General features: G+C 60.7%; 12 protein-coding genes. 3 read left to right on the plus strand and 9 right to left on the minus strand.

Going from position 1 to position 19,495, the window contains the following annotated elements:
• Nucleotides 1–145: 145 nt before the first annotated feature.
• From AC5YUO_RS15605 to gap, 4 genes are all read right to left on the minus strand, one after another.
• On the minus strand, nucleotides 146–769 hold the full coding sequence (locus AC5YUO_RS15605) for a TetR family transcriptional regulator (RefSeq protein WP_400812631.1): 624 nt from the start codon (nucleotides 767–769) through the stop codon (nucleotides 146–148).
• Nucleotides 770–887: 118 nt separating this feature from the next.
• A complete protein-coding gene (locus tag AC5YUO_RS15610) occupies nucleotides 888–4,022 on the minus strand; it encodes a multidrug efflux RND transporter permease subunit (RefSeq protein WP_496155860.1) in 3,135 nt (1,044 codons plus the stop codon).
• A 12-nt stretch (nucleotides 4,023–4,034) separates the two neighbouring features.
• Nucleotides 4,035–5,225, minus strand: coding sequence for an efflux RND transporter periplasmic adaptor subunit (locus AC5YUO_RS15615; protein WP_496155861.1), 1,191 nt, complete (start codon nucleotides 5,223–5,225; stop codon nucleotides 4,035–4,037).
• A gap of 353 nt (nucleotides 5,226–5,578) precedes the next feature.
• Nucleotides 5,579–6,586, minus strand: coding sequence for a type I glyceraldehyde-3-phosphate dehydrogenase (gene gap, locus AC5YUO_RS15620; RefSeq protein WP_496155862.1), 1,008 nt, complete (start codon nucleotides 6,584–6,586; stop codon nucleotides 5,579–5,581).
• Between the two features lie 178 nt (nucleotides 6,587–6,764).
• Here gap and AC5YUO_RS15625 point away from each other — a divergent pair, with 178 nt between their 5' ends.
• Complete coding sequence (locus tag AC5YUO_RS15625; RefSeq protein WP_496155863.1) at nucleotides 6,765–7,394, plus strand: TetR/AcrR family transcriptional regulator; 630 nt, start codon at nucleotides 6,765–6,767, stop codon at nucleotides 7,392–7,394.
• A gap of 18 nt (nucleotides 7,395–7,412) precedes the next feature.
• Here the strand turns inward: AC5YUO_RS15625 and AC5YUO_RS15630 are convergent, their stop codons facing one another.
• From AC5YUO_RS15630 to AC5YUO_RS15640, 3 genes are all read right to left on the minus strand, one after another.
• A complete protein-coding gene (locus AC5YUO_RS15630; protein ID WP_496155864.1) occupies nucleotides 7,413–8,918 on the minus strand; it encodes a sensor domain-containing diguanylate cyclase in 1,506 nt (501 codons plus the stop codon).
• Nucleotides 8,919–9,084: 166 nt separating this feature from the next.
• Entirely contained in the window at nucleotides 9,085–9,909 is an 825-nt protein-coding gene (locus AC5YUO_RS15635) for a bifunctional allantoicase/(S)-ureidoglycine aminohydrolase (RefSeq protein ID WP_496155865.1), read from the minus strand.
• Nucleotides 9,910–10,225: 316 nt separating this feature from the next.
• Nucleotides 10,226–11,272, minus strand: a complete 1,047-nt coding sequence (locus tag AC5YUO_RS15640) for a class I SAM-dependent methyltransferase (RefSeq protein WP_496155866.1) — start codon at nucleotides 11,270–11,272, stop codon at nucleotides 10,226–10,228.
• 316 nt (nucleotides 11,273–11,588) lie between these two features.
• On the opposite strand from AC5YUO_RS15640, the gene AC5YUO_RS15645 reads away from it, so the two are divergent.
• Nucleotides 11,589–13,583, plus strand: a complete 1,995-nt coding sequence (locus tag AC5YUO_RS15645; protein ID WP_496155867.1) for a putative bifunctional diguanylate cyclase/phosphodiesterase — start codon at nucleotides 11,589–11,591, stop codon at nucleotides 13,581–13,583.
• A 42-nt stretch (nucleotides 13,584–13,625) separates the two neighbouring features.
• Here AC5YUO_RS15645 and AC5YUO_RS15650 read toward each other — a convergent pair whose 3' ends face one another.
• Both AC5YUO_RS15650 and AC5YUO_RS15655 read right to left on the minus strand, forming a co-directional pair.
• Nucleotides 13,626–14,702 carry an Ldh family oxidoreductase gene (locus AC5YUO_RS15650; protein WP_496155868.1) on the minus strand — a complete coding sequence of 359 codons (1,077 nt, stop codon included), beginning with the start codon at nucleotides 14,700–14,702 and terminating at the stop codon, nucleotides 13,626–13,628.
• A 93-nt stretch (nucleotides 14,703–14,795) separates the two neighbouring features.
• Nucleotides 14,796–17,501 carry a DNA translocase FtsK gene (locus tag AC5YUO_RS15655; protein ID WP_496155869.1) on the minus strand — a complete coding sequence of 902 codons (2,706 nt, stop codon included), beginning with the start codon at nucleotides 17,499–17,501 and terminating at the stop codon, nucleotides 14,796–14,798.
• A gap of 374 nt (nucleotides 17,502–17,875) precedes the next feature.
• Here AC5YUO_RS15655 and AC5YUO_RS15660 point away from each other — a divergent pair, with 374 nt between their 5' ends.
• Nucleotides 17,876–19,486 (plus strand): ABC transporter substrate-binding protein, encoded by a 1,611-nt coding sequence (locus AC5YUO_RS15660; protein ID WP_496155870.1) that lies wholly within the window; start codon nucleotides 17,876–17,878, stop codon nucleotides 19,484–19,486.
• The last annotated feature ends 9 nt before the right edge of the window (nucleotides 19,487–19,495 follow it).

Raw genomic sequence — 19,495 nt, forward strand, 5'->3', positions numbered from 1 at the left:
TTGCCCCTTGATTTTACCTGAAATGACCATCGGCGAACTCCTCCCAAAGCTCGAGAGGAAGCTAACGTCCGTTTTGAGGTACGTAAAGCAGTTTTCGCTGGTCTTTTAGCATACACTGAAATTTGACCGGCTCGGCGGTCTTTCGTCATGGCGCCGGGGGATGCTGGAAGCCCTTCATGAGGCGATGCATGGCCTCGGCGCCTTCCTTCACGAGGTCGAAACGCTTGCCGAACAGCAGCCAGTCGTAGACGATGCCTTTGATCAGCCAGTAGAGCGCACCGAGCGCCGATTCCGCTGTCCAGTTGTCGTTGAAGAGACCTTCGGCCTGCGCACGCTCGAAAGCCGCCTCCAGCCGTTCCTTGTGGTAACGGTCAAGCTCTTCCTGCGCATGCAGGACAGGGGCGAACTCATCGGAGTAGTTGGTACGCAGGCTGATGGTCATGATGCGCTGGCGCTGTTCGTCTTCCGCCAGAAGCGCAAGCCACCGGCACGTCGCCTCCTCGATCTTGGCCAGCAGCGCCGCCCCCTTGAGATCAGGATCGCCAAAGTCCAGCAGATCCGATTCCGGCAGCGCGACCGATTCATAAAGGCCGATGAAAAGATCGGACTTGCTGGAAAAATGCCAGTATATCGCCCCGCGCGTGACGCCGGCCGCCGCCGCCACCTCATCCAGAGAGCTGTTGGCGACGCCCTTTTTGAAGAACACCCGCTCGGCGGCGGCAAGGATCGCCTGACGGGTCTCTTCTGCCTCGGCCTTGGTACGGCGCATGCTGATGTCTCCTTCCAATCGCGGCACGGCGCTTTCGCACCGTGCCTTTTCTGCAGTGCCGGGCTTTCAGTCAAATGAACGCATTCCCGTGACTTTTAGCCTGGCCTTCACACCCGTTTTATTCCGCCGGCGATACGGCGTCAGCAGCAATCTCATTCTCCTTCTTCCGATCCCCGAAAATCTTCATGACAAAGACGAAGAAGACGGGAACGAAGAAGATCGCGAGGATCGTCGCCGAGATCATGCCGCCGAGAACGCCGGTACCGATGGCGTTCTGGCTCGCAGCACTGGCACCCGAGGCGATTGCCATCGGCAGCACGCCGAGCGAGAAGGCGAGCGAGGTCATCAGGATCGGCCGGAAACGCAGATGCGCCGCCTCCACCGTCGCATCATAGGTGGATTTTCCTTCCGCCCGCAAATCCTTGGCGAATTCGATGATCAGGATCGCATTCTTTGCGGACAAGCCGATGATGGCGACGAGGCCGACCAGGAAGTAGACGTCGTTCGGCATACCGCGCAGCATCACCGCCGCCACCGAGCCGATGACGCCGAGTGGCACCACCAGCATGACCGAGAGCGGAATGGACCAGCTTTCGTAAAGCGCCGCCAATAGCAGGAAGACGAACAGCACGCTGAGGCCGATCAGCGCCGGCGCCTGCGAGCCGGACTGGATTTCCTGCAGCGACTGACCGGTCCACTCGAAACCGAAACCGCCAGGCAATTCGCGCGCCAGACGCTCCATTTCGGCAATCGCATCACCGGAGGAGTAACCCGGTGCGGACTGGCCGCCGATACGGATCGCCGGATAGCCGTTATAACCGACCACCTGCGATGGGCCGCGCACCCATTCCACCGAAGCGAATGAGCTGACCGGCACCATGCCGCCATTGGCGTTGCGGACATTCAGGTTCAAAAGATCCTCGGTCTTCATGCGCTGGCCCTGTTCCGCCTGCACGGTCACACGCTGCATGCGGCCGGCATTGGGGAAGTCGTTGACGTAGGACGACCCCATATTGGCCGAGATGGTGGCGTTGATGTCGCTGAAGGTCACACCGAAGGTATTGGCCTTTTCACGGTCGATGATGAGATTGACCTGTGGCGAATCCGGCATGCCTTCGACACGCAGGCCGGCGAGAACCGGGCTTTGTTGCGCCGCCGCCATCAGCTGTGCTCCGGCGGCGCTCAGTGCTGCCTGTCCCGCACCCGCGCGGTCCTGCAGGCGGAAGGTGAAGCCGCTGGAATTGCCGAGACCCTGAATGGGCGGCGGCGACAGCGTGAAGGACATGGAACCCGGCAGGCCCCACAGCTTGCCGTTGATGCGCTGAGCAATGGCGTCGGCTGAATCCTCCGGCCCGCGCTCGCTCCAGTCCTTCAGCGTCGCGAAGGCGAGACCGGCATTCTGGCCGGAACCGGAGAAGGAGAAGCCCGAGACCGCGATCACGCGATCGACCGCCGGTTCCGCCAGGAAGATCTTTTCGATTTCTTGGATGGATTGCAGCGTGCGTTCGCTGCTGGCTTCCGCCGGCGCCTGGATGTCAACGATCAGGTAACCCTGGTCCTCGTTGGGCAGGAAGGAGCTCGGCAATTGCATATAGGCCCAGCCGAGACCGGCAAGCAGCGCCGCATAGATGATCATGAAACGGCCGGAGCGCTTGATGATGCTACCGACTGAAGATGAGTATTTATGCGATGCCTTGTCGAAGCCGCGGTTGAACCAGCCGAAGAAGCCCTTCTTCTCGTGGTGGCCGGCCTTGATCGGCTTCAGGAACGTCGCGCAGAGCGCCGGCGTGAGCGACAGCGCGAGGAAGCCCGAGAACAGGATGGAGACCACCATCGTCAGGCTGAACTGCTGGTAGATGATGCCGACGGCACCGGGGAAGAAGGCCATGGGCACGAACACCGCCGTCAGAACCAGCGTGATGCCGATGATGGCGCCGGAAATCTGGCCCATCGCCTTGCGGGTGGCCTCCTTCGGCGACAGATGCTCTTCCGCCATGATGCGCTCGACATTTTCAACGACGACGATCGCATCATCGACGAGAATGCCGATGGCGAGAACCATGGCGAACATGGTGAGCACGTTGATGGAGAAACCCGAGACATACATGATGGCGCAGGTGCCGAGCAGCGCCACGGGCACCACCAGTGTCGGAATGATGGTATAGCGGATGTTCTGGAGGAAGACGAACATCACCACGAAGACGAGGATGATCGCCTCCACCAGCGTGTTGATCACCTTCTGGATGGAGATTTTCACGAAGGGGCTGGTGTCGTAGGGAATCTCATATTCCAGACCCGCCGGGAAATACCGCGACAGCTCCTCCATGGTGGCGCGCACGCCCTCGGAGGTCTGCAGCGCATTGCCGGTGGGCGACAGCTGCACGCCGATGGCCGCACTGGGTTTGCCGTTCAGGCGGCTGGAAAAGGCGTAGCTTTCGCCGCCCACTTCCACCCGCGCCACATCGCGCAGCCGCACGGAGGAACCATCCGGATTGGCGCGCAGCACGATGGAGCCGAATTCCTCCGGCGTCGTCAGCTGGCCCTGCACGTTGACGGTGGCAGAAATCTGCTGGCCGATCGGATTTGGCGACGCGCCGATGCGGCCCGCCGCAACCTGCGAGTTCTGCGCCTGAATGGCGCCAATGACATCGGAAGAGGTCAGGCTGAGGCCGAGCATCTTGTCCGGGTCCATCCAGATGCGCATGGAGCGCTGGGTGGCAAACAGCTGCGCGCTGCCGACGCCCGGCACACGGCGCAATTCGCCGACCACGTTGCGGCTGAGATAGTCGCCGAGGCCGATGGCGTCCGTATTGCCATCGACGGAGGTAAGCGCCACCATCATCAGGAACGAGGTGCCGGCCTGCTCAACGCGCAGGCCCTGCTGGGTAACCGCCTGCGGCAGACGCGGCTGAACGCGGGCGATGCGGTTCTGCACCTCCACCTGCGCCTCGCCGATATTGGTGCCGGGCGCAAAGGTGACGTTGATGGAAATGCTGCCTGAGGATTCGGAGGTCGATTCGAAATAGAGAAGACCCGGAACCCCGTTCAGCTCCTCCTCGATGGGACGCGTGACGCTCTGATAGATGTCCTCGGGCGCTGCACCGGGATAGTTGGTACCGATCGAAATCTGCGGTGGGGCCACATTCGGATATTGCGCAATCGGCAGCATGGGAATGGCGAGCAGGCCCGCCAGCATGATGAAGATGGCGACGACCCAGGCAAAAATGGGCCGATCGATGAAAAAACGTGCCATGGAAATCGGTCCTTATTGCTTCGCGGCCGGGGCAGCGCCCTCGCTGCCGGTGGCGGCAGTGACATCGGGCTCCGCAGACCACGGCTCAGGCTTCACCTTGGCGCCCGGCGCAGTTTTCTGGAAACCTTCGGCAACGACACGGTCGCCATCGTCAAGGCCTTCCGAAATCACCCAGCGGTCACCGATGGAACGGCCGACCCTGACGCGCCGCTGTTCGACGGTGTCTTCGGCATTGACGACGAGAACGCTTGCCTGCCCGCCCGCATCGCGCTGCACCGCCTGCTGCGGCACGGCAAAGGCCGCCTTCTCAATGCCCTGCTGGATCTGGACGCGGACATACATGCCCGGCAAAAGATCGCCGTTCGGGTTGGGGAATTCGCCGCGCAGCGTCACCTGGCCGGTGGTTTCATCCACCGCCGCTTCGGAGAACAGTAAGCGGCCGGCAACCGGATAACGGCTACCGTCATCAAACAGCAGATTGACTTCGGCTTCGTTCGGGCCGGTCATCAGCTGGCCATCCTGCAGCGCCTTGCGCAGACGGATGAGATCGGCGGCCGGCTGGGTAAAGTCGGCATAGATCGGATCGAGCTGCTGGATCGTCGCCAGGCTTTCCGAACCGGTGGCGCTGACCAGCGCGCCTTCGGTGATGCGCGCCCGGCCGATGACGCCGCTGATCGGGGCCTTCACATCGGCATATTGCAGGTTGAGCTTTGCTTCCGCAACGCCGGCTTCGGCCACCGCCACTTCGGCATCGGCCTGCGCCAGCTGGGCGACGGCATTGTCGAATTCCTGCTGCGAGCCGACATTGGAGCGGCGCAGCTGCTGCTGACGGTCGGCGGTCTGCCGCGCCTGCAGTTGGGCGGCCTGCGCCCGGCGCAGCGTGCCTTCAGCGCTGTCGACGCGGACCTGGAACGGCGCGGGATCGATTCGGTAGAGAACGTCGCCTTCCTTCACCAGCGAGCCCTGCTCGAACACCCGCTCGACGATGATGCCCGAGACGCGGGGGCGCACTTCAGCAAGTCGCGTCGGCGCGATGCGTCCCGGCAATTCATTGGTGATGGGCAGCTCTTCCGGCTTCACGGCCACGACCTTGACCGCACCGGGCGGCGGGGCGCCGGGCGCTGCGGCCTGCTCGTCGCTACATCCGACCAGAACGATGCCTGTCAACAACACCGCTACGATCTGCCCAAATCTCTTCGCCATACTGCGCTCCGAATCCACAAAATAGGTCACATTTACATACATACTAATACGTATGTAAAATTTCGGCAATAGGATTGTTGCAGTGCAAAAGCACCCTCACGCGCTTGTGAAGACGCGGGGCCGTGCGGAAACGGAGTATGTTCAAGGGGAAAGATGAAAAGCGGAGGCGAACGGACACGTCCAGGGAACGGACATATCGCAACAGCCGGAGGGTGGGGCTGGACTAATGATAGTCCCCGCACTCTCCCCGATCATCCCCGGGCGTTTCCCGGGCCTGTCCCGGGTATGCCGCTACGGACGAGGGACGGCTGCGCGACAAGCGATGCCATCCCTCGCGGTATAAATATCGCAGCCTATCCGGCGCGAAAAATATGCGCCGCCATATCGAGGCAGCGGCAGGCATAACCCCATTCATTGTCGTACCAAGCGACCAGCTTGGTAAGGCCACCCTCCGTCTGCATTCCGGCCAGCGCGTCGAAGATAGAGGAATGCGGGTTGCCGCGCATGTCGGTGGAGACGACGGGATCGTCGCAATAGGCAAGAATGCCGCCCATCTCGCCCGCCGCCTGCATGCGGATCATCGCGCAGATATCCTCGTAGGAAACCTTTTCCCGCAGTCGGCATGTCAGGTCGATCATCGAGACGTCAGAGACCGGGACGCGCACCGCCAGACCGTTGATCCGCCCGTTCAATTCCGGCACGACCCGGCCCACCATGCGTGCCGCACCGGTTGTCGCGGGAATGATGTTTTCCAGAATACCGCGACCAAAACGCCAGTCCTTGCGGGCGACGCCATCCACCGTGTTCTGGCTTGAGGTCGTTGCATGAACTGTCAGCATCAGTGCTTCCTCGATACCGAACGCGTCGTTCAGCACCTTGGCGAGCGGCGCGACGCAATTGGTCGTGCACGAAGCGTTCGAGACGATGGTTTGTCCGGCATAGCCCTTCGCATTGACACCCATGACAAATACCGGCGTATCGTCATCCGGCGGCGCCGAGATCAGAACCTTGCCGGCACCGGCGACAAGATGTCCTTCCGCCGCCTTCTTCGTCAGGAAAAAGCCGGTCGATTCGATGACGACATCAACACCCACCCCGGCCCAGCCGATTGCGCCCGGTTCCCGTTCGCTGAAGGCTCTCACAGCCCCGCCGTCGATGACAAGCGCGTTGTCCGCTGTCGCCACGGCGCCCGGGAAGCCGCCATGCACACTGTCATATTTAAGCAGATAAGCGAGATGATCGATCGGCAGCAGATCGTTGATCGCCACGATCTCGACATCGCCCCGCGCCATCGCCGCCCTTAAAACCGTCCGGCCGATGCGGCCGAACCCGTTAATGCCGATACGGATTTTGTCAGTCATCGATTGTCCTTTTAATCGAGAAGGAAAGGCAGGCATTCCCCGCCCGCGCAGCCGGAAGAGCACGCCACGCATACGCGTCGATGCTCTCCCCCGAAGGGATTGTTTTCCATGCCGCTTATTTTTATACTAGACCGCACAAAAATACGGCGCAACGAATTTATTGCGAAACGGTACAAAAATGAAAGAGAAATCCGCCCGGGGGCGTCCCCGGCAATATGACACCGACGCCGCGCTCGCCGCAGCCCTCCTCGAATTCCGTCGTCACGGTTATACCGCAACCTCGCTCGACCATCTGTCGGAGGCGACGAAAATGGCGCGGCCAAGCCTTTACGCCGCCTTTGGCAACAAGCGCTCCATCTATCTGCGGGCTATCGAGCATTATATTGCCGGGAGTAACGCACGCCGCAACCATGCGCTCTTCGCCACTCCCTCGCTCGCAGCGGCGCTCGATGGGTATTTCATGGCGATTGTCGGGATCTATTCCGAAGGGGCTGATTACCCGCTCGGCTGTCCGGTGCTGAGCGTCATCACCGGCGAAGCGACGGCCGACCCGCTGATGGGGGCGGAACTGTCCGCCGCCCTCGGTCGCACCGATGCACGGTTCCGCGAGCGCATCGCGATGGCACGCGATGATGGCCAGCTGCCGCCCGAAACAGATATCGATGCGGTCGCCGACATGCTCGCAGCCCTGCAGCACAGCCTTGCGCAACGCGCGCGGGCCAGCACGGCGCAAGCGGAGCTGGAGCGTATCGCACGAAGCAGCATTGCGCTCATTCTCAGGGCGACGGGCGCCAGCATTCCATCCTGACCGCCCTCGCCTGCGCGCTCAGAAGAGGCGCTTCAACGAGGTGGTTTCCGGCTGCGCGCTGTTCTTCGTCGTATCGCTATTGTCGGCGGAGCGGTTGCGCAGGGCCGCATAATAGGCGTTCTTCTGCTCGTACATGTTCATGTCGGCCCGGCGCACCAGCGATTCCATGGTCTCGCCGGCCTCACTGGTCGCCACGCCCAGCGACAGGCTGAGCGGCGCGCTGGAATAGAACTGGTTGTTGATTTTCAGCAGTTCATAAACGGTTTCAACCATGGCAGCGGCCACCTGCTTGTCGGCACCGGGAAGAAGAATGGCGAATTCGTCACCGCCGATACGCGCGGCATGGTTCGGCGCGGTCACCACGCCGTTCAGCACCTCGCCCACCCGCCGCAGCAGGGCGTCGCCGGCATCGTGGCCGAGCTTGTCATTGGCATCCTTCAGGCCGTTGAGATCGATGACGATGGCGGACACCGGCCTCAGCGCGCTGCGCTCCAGCCGGTTCAGCTCGTCCGAATAGAAAGCGCGGTTATGCAGCTTGGTCAGCACATCGTGCTTGCCGAGATATTCGAGATAGGCTTCCGCCTTCTTGCGCGCGGTGATGTCCGTCAACGCCACCTGCACCAGCGACCAGTCGTGCTCGTGTCCGGGGAAAACGGAAAAATGCAGGAGCACATGCCGTTCCGAACCGTCGAGCGCATAATTCACCACCTCGCGATGGTGGGTGAGATTGCCGTTCCAGAGTTCGATCAGCTGTTCCCGGAACGGCTTTTCCATCTCGCCGCGGAAAATATCGCCGAGCCGCTGCAACAGAACCTGTTTATCCGGGGCGCAGAAGAGGTCGAGCGTCGCGCGGTTGACGTCGATGACGCGGATTTCGCTCATGCATTGCCGCACGAATTCCGGATGTACATCCATGAACACGCGAAAATCGACGATGCCGCGATCCCTGACCTCCTCGATCAGCCGCCGCACCCGGCTGAAATCCTCCACCCACAGGGAAACAGGCGAATGTTTGAACATGCCTTCGGCGTAACGGCGGTTGAGAAGCTCCTTGCGGCGGGCCTCCTCCCGTTCCGTCACATCCTCGGTGGTCAAAAGCAACCGTCCGAGCGTTTTTTCGTGGCCGGGGATGACCGCGCCGCGCAGCTGAATATCCAGCCGCTTGCCGCCGATTGAATAATTGACCGCGTTGCCGGTGAATTCCGTCTTGCCCGCCCAGAGTTCGGAAAGCTCGTTCACATGGCTTTCCAGCATGTCGTCCCGAAAAATCCGGTGCAGATTATCAACGAGATGCGCCTGGTCGCGGGCCTCGAACAGTTCCAGCGTCCTCGCGTTGACCTCGATCACGCGGATCTTCTGTGAACAGGCCGCGACCCTTGATAAATCGCCCAGAAGAAACGTCCTGATATCCTCGACGCCCTCAGCCCGCCAGATATCGAACTGGCTTTTCACCTCGCTGAAATCCTCGATCCACATCGCCACCGGCGCAAGATTGAAGACATTGGTATCGATTGTCTCATTCATACGGGAAGTCTTCTCAGGATAGCAGGCGAATGCCGAAACGGTGCGGAACAGCGACGGCCGCCCACATAACCGGATTTATTAGAGATATTTGATTTAAAGCAAGCATTTATCGCGCAAACCGCCGGATTGCGCGATAATTCGTGGATTTTGCAGGATATGGTGCCCGTTACCAGAGCTTCACGTGCCGGTTCACATCCTTATAGAGCAGGTAACGGAAGCGACCCGGCCCGCCCGCATAACAGGCCTGCGGGCAATAGGCGCGCAGCCACATGAAGTCGCCCGCCTGCACTTCCACCCAGTCCTCGTTCAGCCGGTAGACCGCCTTGCCTTCCAGCACATAAAGGCCGTGTTCCATCACATGGGTTTCCATGAAGGGAATGGTCGCGCCCGGCTCAAAGGTAACGATGTTGAGATGCATGTCGTAACGCACATCGTCCGGATCGATGAAGCGCGTCGTTGCCCATTTGCCTTCCGTATCCGGCATGGGCGACAAATCATGCTCATCCTCATGGGAGAAGATCGCCGGTGGCGGCTCCAGCCCGTCGACCGCCTGAAACGCCTTGCGGACCCAGTGAAACTTGACGGGCACCTTGCCCGAATTGCGAAGCTGCCAGCGGGAGCCAGCCGGCAGGAAGGCGAAGGAGCCCTCCCGCAAGGCATGTTGCGCGCCCTCGAATTCCACCGTCATTTCGCCGTCAACGACGAAGATCGCCGCCTCGGCGCGTACATCCGGTTCCGGCCGCTCGCTGCCGCCACCGGGCTGCACCTCAACGATATATTGCGCGAACGTTTCGGAAAAACCCGTCATCGGCCGGGCGATGATCCAGGCCCGGGTGCCGGTCCAGTGCGGCAGCACGCTCGTCACGATATCGGACATGACGGTTTTGGGGATGACCGCGTAGGCGGTCTTGAACACCGCCTTGCTCGACAGAAGTTCCGTCTGTCCCGGCAGACCGCCCATATCCGAATAATATCTCTTCATTTCAGCCATTCCATTCTGCAACGCATTCGGCGCGGATTCTTAGGCCCGTGCCGGCGTTTAATCAAATGGTTATTGGCGGAGGGGAAGACGCGTTCTGACGGGAACTCGCGACGACATCGGGCGCAACGTCGCAGCGTGTTTCTTCTCCCCGCCGGGGAGAAGGTGGCCCGAAGGGTCGGATGAGGGGGCTACGGCAGAGATAGACTGAGAGCTTGCCCCCTCATCCCGCTGCCGCGGACTTCTCCCCGGCGGGGAGAAGAAACAAGCAGCGGGCGCTCGCCCCATCTGAAACGGGCGTCAATAAAGCGTCTTATAACCCTGCGCCTCACATCTTCTTACGCATCGTGGCGTAAACGATATTGTGGTTTTCGCCAAAGAACACCTCCGCCTCGATGCTTGCAGGATCGGCGCTGGCATTGACGATCCGCCACATATCCGCCTTGGAGCGCAACAGCAGCGCCCAGTTCATGAAGGTTTCCATGTAACCGTCAACGACGATGTCTTCCGAGAAATTGGCGAAAAGGAACATGCCGCCGGGTTTCAGCATCTCCATGCAGCGCCGCGTGAGTTTGATCGCCACGCGGTCGTTCAGATAATCATAGAGACCGGCCGCATAGATCAGATCGAAAGTGCCGAGTTCCTGCGTGCGCAGGACGATATCGCGCACGGAACCGTCGATCGCCTCGATGCAGCTGCCGTTGAAATCACGGGCGACGGAGCCGACACTGAGCGGATCCTGATCGAGCGCCACCCAGCGCTTGATTTTGCCCTGTTTCAACGCCACGGAGGCATCCGCCTCGCGCAGATGGCCGGAAGCGATGGTGAGGATTTCCGCCTCATCGCCATGCCGGGCCGCGGCCTTGTCGACGAAGCGCGTCAGCAAATCGCGCCGCTCGCGCACGGCGACCGAGGAACTGGCGTCTTTCGTATAATCATAAAGCGCCGCACCGAGCGGCGTGGCGCCGTTCACCAGTTCGGCAACACTGTCGTGGCCATAAATGAAATCGAGCAGCTGCGCATCGCCCGAATAACCCCGCGGCTTTTCGAAAGACCAGCGTGTGAACGGGTCCTCCAGAAAATGGACCGAAACAGGGTGATTCTGCACCAGCGGAATCAGTTCAGCCCACACGCTGGAGTGGAGCTTTTCACGCAGGGCATGAAGCGCACCTGCCGTTCTATGTATTATCTCACGTGCTGAAACACGATTGTCGAATTGCTGTTGTGCCAATTCGAGAATGAGCGCCACCTCTGCTTTCGCAACTGCGAACTGCTCATCGAATGTTTCCGTTCTGCGTGCAAAAATCTCTTTTGCGACAGTATCCGGGGTAATCAGACTTGCCCCGTCAAGATTTTTCTTCTTTACCCGCACCACTTCAGCCTCCAGTATTAACACATTGTTAACTATACGTTTCTGGGAGACGGAAGGCCACTCGCTTTCGATTTTTGAGCGGTGTAGGGATACATTAGTAGATTAGCGTATTTTTTTGGTCACACTCGTGAGTACGGGAGAAAGCAGATACGCGATTTAGTGAAACTTAATGTTGCGAACGTATGATGCGTTCTTCCTTTCCATGTTCTCCGCATGCATCGGCAGAGATCGACGGAAACCCGCACTGGGTGCGACAGCACACGGAAAAGTGGAATAAGCAGTTACTTAATAAAGTATACGCAACACTATGGGAAAGTGCATGAAGCACACATTGGGAGAGGTGAGTGGACAGCAAGACTATCGGCGGCCGGACTCCCGGTTTTCTGATGAACTTCTTGCCCTTTACCAGCAGGAAGGTGAGCGCAGCCGCCGTGGTTCAATCCGGCGGGGCCTGTGGACTGCTGTTTTCATCTATCTGCTGTTTGCTGTAACCGACATCATTCTGATACCCGACGTCGCTTTTTACACCATTGTCGCACGCTTCGTGGTCGTCCTTTCATCGCTGCTGACGCTGGAAATCCAGCTGCGCAAGGGCGCCAGCACCGCGGCGCTCGATCTTACCTGTGCGACGGCTCTCGTCATGGGCTATATCGGTTGGCTGTTGCCGTCGCTGTTGACCGACAATACCGAAAACATGTCCTATTACATGGTTTTCGGGGCGATCTTCATGATGGGCGCCAATCTGTTTTTCACCTTCCGCTTCCATCTGTCGCTGGTGTCTTCGGGCATTATTCTCGTTACCTATTTTCTGGCGGCAACGCAGTTTCCCGAAGATACGTTCTACAAGTTCGCCTTCGGCACCTTCTACATTTCCTGCTTCGTCTTCACTTCCTATGTGAACTGGAACCTGAACCGGGAGCGCTACCACGTCTTCGTCAACGGCCTGGAAGCGAAGGCCCAGCAGAAGGCGGCGGACGAACGGGGCCAGGCGCTGCTGCGGCTTTCCAACACCGACTCCCTGACGGGCCTGCAGAACCGCCGCGCCATCGATCATCATCTGCGCCTGCTGTGGGACAATTGGATCAGGAAGGAAGAAGGCTTTGCCGTTTTCCTGATCGACGTCGACTTCTTCAAGAAATACAACGACCGCTACGGCCATCAGGAAGGCGACAAATGCCTGGTGACGGTGGGCAGCGCCCTGCAGGATGCAATCACCGACCACGGCGCCTCAATCGGCCGTTATGGCGGTGAAGAATTCATCGTGCTGGCGCCATTCAGGTCCAAGCAGCAGGTGGGTGAGCTTGCCGAGACGATCCGCCACACCGTTGAAAACCTGTCGCTCGCGCATGACCAGCGCCGGGACGGCACCTTCATCGTCACCGTCAGCATCGGTGCGTCCTTTACCCGCACCAATCCGGACGGCAAGCTGGAAAAGATCATCAATGAAGCCGACCGCGCGCTCTATATCGCCAAGGGCAACGGCCGCAACTGCATGAAACTGTTCGATCCCGATGATCCGCAGACCAGCGACGAGACGGAGAACATTGCCGCCCTGCTGAAAATCGCCGTAGCGGAAGATCTCGTTTCGCTCGTCTACCAGCCGATCCTCAATGTTTCGACCAATGAGACCGCAGGGGTTGAGGCGCTTATGCGGCTTCGCCTGCTGGACGGCAGCCCTGTTGCACCCGGCATCTTCATTCCGATCGCCGAGCGCACCGGTACCATCATGGAACTGGGCCTCTGGACCATCAAGACCGTCTGCAAACAGATACTGGCCGATGACAAGGTGGCGGTCGTCAGTGTCAATGTGTCGCCAATGCAATTGAAAAATCCGGGTTTCGCCACCTCGGTGGCCGCCATTCTCGTGGAGGCGGGCATTGCCGGCAACAGGCTCGCTTTCGAAATCACCGAAGGCGTCGACATGGAAATGCACTCCGACGTGCTGCGTTGCCTGAACGACCTGAAAACGCTCGGCATCAATATCTGGCTGGATGATTTCGGAACGGGTTTTGCGGGCCTTTCGTGGCTGCGCATGACGGATTTCGATACCGTCAAGATCGACCGCTCCTTCCTGCATGACAGCAAGACCCCGCGTGGCCGGGCGATGCTGCAGGACATGATCCGCCTCATCCGCAATCGCGGCCACAAGATCCTGATCGAAGGCGTGGAGACCGAGGAACAGCTCAGACTCGTGCGGCAGATGGAGATCGACTACGCGCAGGGTTATTTTATCGGACGCCCCGTCGGGGCCGAAAGGCTGGGAGTGGCGGCAGCGCCCTATCCGCGCCCGAACATGCTGCTGCGCCCCGCCTGATCCTGCATGACGGCGCAAAGTCGCCGTCAGCCACAGGCCGCTTTAATGATAGGCGGGCGGATTGACCGAAAATTTTGCAGCAAGCTCCGAAAAAGCCTCTCGCGTGACGGGATCAACAGGAGCCCCTTCCCTCTCCCGCCTTGCCGCCACCGCCCACTCCCGGTCACCCGGCGCCATGACCTTGCAGTCTTCCCGCGCGGGCGATCCACGCAGGACCTCGAGATAACGTTTCATGCCCTCGTCGAACGCCTCGCGCTCCAGGAAGGCCTCCGGCTTCAGCGCCAGAACGAAGGCCCCGAGCCCGCGCGGCGTGGAAAAATCCGGCCCACCCATCGGAGCGATATCGAAGCTGAGCTTCATGCCCGTGAGAACAGCGCTGAAAATCTCCACCATTCCGGCAAGTGCCGCCCCCTTGAACCCGAACTCGCCGCCAACCGGGGCAAGCATTTCAACGGCATGGGGATCGCGCGTATCGATCCCTTCACCATCCGAGGCGACACCTTGCGGCAATTGTTGCCCGAGGCTGCGATAAAGCAGAACGCGGTTATAGGGCACCGCGCTGGTGGCCATGTCCAGCAGCCAGGGCATGTCATCCGCTGCCGGCACGCCAACGGCAATGGGGTTGGTGCCGTGGAAGCGCATGGCGCCATCATGCAGGCGCACGAAACTGTCGGAATTGCAGAAGGTGAGGCCGATATAACCCTGCCGCGCCGCTTCCAGCGCATAGGCACCGGCCGGGCCGAAATGCGAGGAATTCCGGATCGCCACCGCGCCTATGCCGAATTTTTCAGCAAGCGCCATGGCGCTTTCCATCGCCGCATAGGTGGCGCGGGCGCCATGGGCGTGATCGGCGTCGATCGTCTCCACCGCGCCGAAGCCGGAAACGCGGCTGATTTGCGGGCGCCCATTGAGACGCCCGCCTTCGAGTGCGGTAATATAATGGGCAAGCAGGCGCACGCCGTGGCTGTCCACACCGAGCCTCGTGCCATGCATCATGGCGCGAGTCGCCGCGTCGGCGGTTTCATCATCGGTGCCGGCGGCCAGGAAAACGGCGCGGCAAAACCGCTCCAGCTCATCCAGCTTCGCCAGAACGTTGGCTTTTTCATTGCTGTGCGCCATGAGGGAATCCTCCCAATTCCAGAATCCATGCCGCACAAGCTATTCGCGGGACGCGTTTTTGCAATCGAATATCGCACGCCCCTGAAGGCTCAATCAGTCTTCCGCCCCCATGGCATCGTAAGAAGAGCGTTCGCCGGCGATGATCGCCCGTTTGCCGACATGGTTGGCAGGCCCGACAATGCCTTCCTGCTCCATACGCTCGACGAGTGAAGCGGCACGGTTATAACCGACGGACAGGCGGCGCTGGATATAGGATGTGGAGCACTTCTTGTCGCGCATCACCACCTTGACTGCCTTTTCATAGAGATCGTCGCTATCGTCCTCGCCCATGGCGGTCTTGTCGAAAACAGCGGCTTCCTCTTCCACCTCTTCCTCGGTCTCGTCGGCGTCTTCCGTGACGGTGCCGAGATATTCCGGGCGTCCCTGCGTCTTCAGATGCGCCACCACCTTCTCCACTTCCTCGTCCGAAACGAAGGGACCGTGGACGCGGGCGATGCGGCCGCCACCCATCATGTGCAGCATATCGCCCTGGCCGAGCAGATGCTCCGCGCCCTGTTCGCCAAGGATGGTGCGGCTGTCGATCTTCGACGTTACCTGGAACGAGATACGGGTCGGGAAATTCGCCTTGATCGTGCCGGTGATGACATCGACCGACGGGCGCTGTGTTGCCATGATGAGATGGATGCCGGCGGCACGCGCCATCTGCGCCAGACGCTGGATCGCGCCTTCGATTTCCTTGCCTGCGACCATCATCAGGTCGGCCATCTCGTCGACGATGACGACGATATAGGGCATGGCCGTGAGGTCCATTTCCTCCTGCTCGTAGACCGCTTCGCCGGTGGCGCGGTCAAAGCCGGTCTGCACGTTGCAGAACACCGTCTCGCCCTTGGCGCGGGCGGCAGCGGCCCTTGCATTATAACCGTCGATATTACGCACACCGAGGCGCGACATCTTGCGATAACGGTCTTCCATTTCACGCACGGCCCATTTCAGCGCCATGACCGCCTTTTTCGGATCGGTGACCACAGGCGTCAAAAGATGCGGAATGCCGTCATAAACGGAAAGTTCGAGCATCTTGGGATCGACCATGATCAGGCGGCACTCTTCCGGCTTCAGACGATAGAGCAGCGACAGGATCATGGTGTTGATGGCGACCGACTTGCCCGAACCGGTGGTGCCGGCGACCAGAAGGTGCGGCATCTTCGCGAGTTCGGCGATGACCGGTTCGCCGCCGATGGTCTTGCCGAGGCAGAGCGCAAGCTTCTGGCGGGTCTCGGCATAATCCGTCGCTTCGATCAGTTCGCGGAGGTAAACCGTCTCACGCACCGGGTTCGGCAATTCGATGCCGATGACATTGCGGCCGGGCACCACGGCGACGCGCGCCGAGAGCGCCGACATGGAGCGGGCGATATCGTCCGAGAGACCGATGACGCGCGAGGACTTGACGCCGGGGGCGGGTTCGAACTCGTAAAGCGTGACGACCGGGCCGGGACGGACATCGATGATCTCCCCCTTGATGCCGAAGTCTTCCAGCACGCTTTCGAGAAGCCCGGCGCTCTGTTCCAGCGCTTCCGGGGTCATGGTCGTGGTCTGCTGGACACGGGCCTCCTGCAGAAGATCGATGGAGGGGTATTCATATTCGCCTTCGGCAAAGACCGGAGCTTCGCGGAACATCGGCTGCGAGGCCTGGATGGGCGCGCGCGGCGTGAAGCGCGGCTCGGCCGCAACTCTCTCCACCGGCTGAACCTGCTCCACGGGTCTCGGTGTCTCGACAACCATGGGCGCTTCCGCAACGGGCGGCGGCGCGATCTCCTGTCCGGCAACCGGAATGGCGGCGGGAACGACGGATTGACGCACGCCGATCTCACGATAAAGCCGGATTGCGGAACCGCCGGGCACGCTGACGACCGGAGGCTCGGACGAAAGCACGATCGCAGCAGCAGCCGGCGACGCGACGGCGACCGGCGCGGCGATCGCTGGCACCGTGACGACCGAATTTGCAAGAACGGCGCGCGTGGACACGGAAACGCCCTCGCCGGCACCGCCCGGCAGATCGAGCGTCATCACTTCCCAGAAAAGCTCATCCGGCAGATGGGCGGCGAAAGCCGGAATGACGGCCTGCGGCGCGGTGTCCTGAACTGCAGCCATAACGGGCTCGTTGGATTGTGGCTGAACCGGCGAGAATATCTGCCGCGCAGGCGCTTCAACGGCTGCGGAAATATCCGCCTGAACGGGCATCTGCGCGGCGGCGGCCGCCTCTTCCGCCTGTTTGCGGGCAAGCTCCAGCCGCAACTTATAGGTCAGCGCCCTTGCGCCCCGGGCATCCGGCGGCTGCGGCAGGAAGGGCATGCGCGGCGGCGGCATGCGCTCCTCCGCCTGCTTCACGACCGGTTGGGAGACGGGAGCAACCTCCTGCTGCACAGCCTGTGGCTCCGCCACCGCTTCCTGCTCCACCGTTTCAGGCGCAGCGGCGGCCGGCACGTCCTCTTCCGGAATATTGGGGGTCTCGACCGGCATGCGCCGGGTAAAGGCGCTTTCCGGCGTGCGGGTGAAGCGCACATTCGGGCCGAGCACAAAAGCATTCTGCCAGCCGGGCATCTCGGCGCGGCCTTCGATGGCGTCCGCTGCGCTGACATCGGCATTCGGCCGGGGTGTCCCAGCCTTCATCGCCGCCGTCTGCTGACCGGCAACCACCTGGCCGCCGGCATGACGAGCCTTCTCGCTCCCCTCCCCTACGCTATTGGACGAATTCTGGAATCTGGATCGGGAGAAGCTCATGGCAGCGTGCACACTCATCATAAACGTACATATTTCGGTCTCCTTGAAATAAAAAATAAAGGTTAATTACCCCTTTCCAAACGGGGTCGCCGCGGCAGATTTTCACTTCGCCCACAGGCGCAACAGCGCAGACACGGCCCAGGTCGCAGCATTTCAACCACCTCATTTTATTGCGTTAAATCAAATTTCCGGAACATCGCCGCCGGCACGAAGGCAACAGGAGAAAAGCGCATTACTGCCGGAAAGCATATTGTTTCCGCAAAGACCCGCGCAACGTAAAATCATTGCTGTAAAGCCCGCGAATTAACGTGGACACTGCCGAGGTTGCAGTCTTAAGATCGGCCGCCGCGGACCAAGCGGAAAGGCCCGCCCAGCCCTCATTTCCGGAGTGAACCATGTCGCCTGCCCACCTGTCCCGCCGCTCGCTTCTCAAGACCTCGCTCCTTCTTGCCGCAACCACGGGGTTGGCAGGCATCGCCGCCGCGCAGCAGGCAGCGCCCGGGGGAAGGCTGATCGTCGCGGCCGATTCGGAGCCGAAGAACCTCAACCCGGCGATCGTCGCCTCAAACGGCGTGTTTTATATTGCCAGCAAGATCATCGAGCCGCTGGCCGAAGCCTCCTTTGATGGCAAGGACGGGCTCACGCCACGGCTTGCGACCGAATGGCAGGGATCGGATGACGGGCTCAGCGCCACCTTCAAGCTGCGCGAGGGCGTAACCTGGCATGACGGCAAGCCGTTCACCTCCGCGGATGTGGCCTTTTCGGCGCTCTCCGTCTGGAAACCGTTACAGAATCTCGGGCGCTTGGTCTTCGCCAATCTCGAGAAGGTGGACACGCCGGATGAACACACGGCGATTTTCCGCTTCTCCAAGCCCACGCCGTTCCAGCTCATCCGCAATGCGCTGCCGGTCGTTACCAGCGTCGTGCCGAAACATCTTTATGAGGGCACCGATATCGCCACCAATCCGGCCAATACCAAACCGGTCGGCACCGGGCCTTTCGTTTTTGCGGAATACAAGCCCGGCGAATATTACCGCCTGACCCGCAATCCCAATTATTGGGGCAAGGGTGAACCGCAGCTCGAAGAGATCATCTACCGTGTCCTGCCGGACCGGGCGGGCGCGGCTTCCGCGCTCGAAGCCGAGGAAATCCAGCTTGCCGCCTTTTCCGCCGTGCCCTTGGCCGATCTCGACCGCATCTCGAAAGTAGCGGGCATCAAGGTCATCGCCGATGGTTACGAGGCGCTGACCTATCAGCTGGTGGTCGAAATCAACCACCGCCGCAAGGAACTGGCCGATCTCAAGGTCAGAAAGGCCATCGCTCACGCCATCGACAAAAAATTCGTCGTCGACAAGGTCTTCCTCGGTTATGCCACGGCATCCACCGGGCCGGTGCCGAAGAACGCCCCTGAATTCTACACCGACGATGTCGAGACCTACGATTTCGATGTGGCCAAGGCCAATGCCCTGCTGGACGAGGCGGGTTATGCACGCGGCGCGAACGGAACACGGTTTTCGCTGAAACTTCTTCCGGCGCCTTACTTCAATGAAACCAGGCAGTTCGGCTCCTATCTTCGTCAGGCGCTGCAGGAAATCGGCATCGATGCCGAACTGGTCAACAATGATTCAGCCGCTCACCAGAAAGCCGTCTACACCAATCACGCCTTCGATCTCGCCATCGCCCCGCCGGTCTTCCGCGGCGACCCGGCAATCTCCACCACCATTCTCGTGCGCTCCGGCATTCCGGCGGGCGTCGGCTTTTCCAACCAGGGCGGTTACGAGAACAAGACGCTGGACGAATTGATCGACAAGGCGGCGGTAACGGTCGATACCACCGCGCGCACGGCGCTTTACAAGGACTTCCAGAAGCAGGTCGCGGCCGATCTGCCGCTGATCAACGTCGCCGAATGGGGCTTCATCACAGTGGCGCGCGATACGGTCAAACATGTCGCCAGCAACCCCCGCTGGGCCGTTTCCAACTGGGCGGATACGGCGGTCGACAGCTGAGGACGCGCC

The organism is Agrobacterium sp. LEGMi-208b, from assembly GCF_059511785.1.

Coding starts and splice junctions, on each gene's coding strand:
- AC5YUO_RS15615 (WP_496155861.1), bottom strand. CDS start 5,225: ATGGCGAAGAGATTTGGGCAGATCGTAGCGGTGTTGTTGACAGGCATC.
- AC5YUO_RS15605 (WP_400812631.1), bottom strand. CDS start 769: ATGCGCCGTACCAAGGCCGAGGCAGAAGAGACCCGTCAGGCGATCCTT.
- AC5YUO_RS15660 (WP_496155870.1), top strand. CDS start 17,876: ATGTCGCCTGCCCACCTGTCCCGCCGCTCGCTTCTCAAGACCTCGCTC.
- AC5YUO_RS15650 (WP_496155868.1), bottom strand. CDS start 14,702: ATGGCGCACAGCAATGAAAAAGCCAACGTTCTGGCGAAGCTGGATGAG.
- AC5YUO_RS15635 (WP_496155865.1), bottom strand. CDS start 9,909: ATGGCTGAAATGAAGAGATATTATTCGGATATGGGCGGTCTGCCGGGA.
- gap (WP_496155862.1), bottom strand. CDS start 6,586: ATGACTGACAAAATCCGTATCGGCATTAACGGGTTCGGCCGCATCGGC.
- AC5YUO_RS15610 (WP_496155860.1), bottom strand. CDS start 4,022: ATGGCACGTTTTTTCATCGATCGGCCCATTTTTGCCTGGGTCGTCGCC.
- AC5YUO_RS15630 (WP_496155864.1), bottom strand. CDS start 8,918: ATGAATGAGACAATCGATACCAATGTCTTCAATCTTGCGCCGGTGGCG.
- AC5YUO_RS15655 (WP_496155869.1), bottom strand. CDS start 17,501: ATGATGAGTGTGCACGCTGCCATGAGCTTCTCCCGATCCAGATTCCAG.
- AC5YUO_RS15625 (WP_496155863.1), top strand. CDS start 6,765: ATGAAAGAGAAATCCGCCCGGGGGCGTCCCCGGCAATATGACACCGAC.
- AC5YUO_RS15645 (WP_496155867.1), top strand. CDS start 11,589: ATGAAGCACACATTGGGAGAGGTGAGTGGACAGCAAGACTATCGGCGG.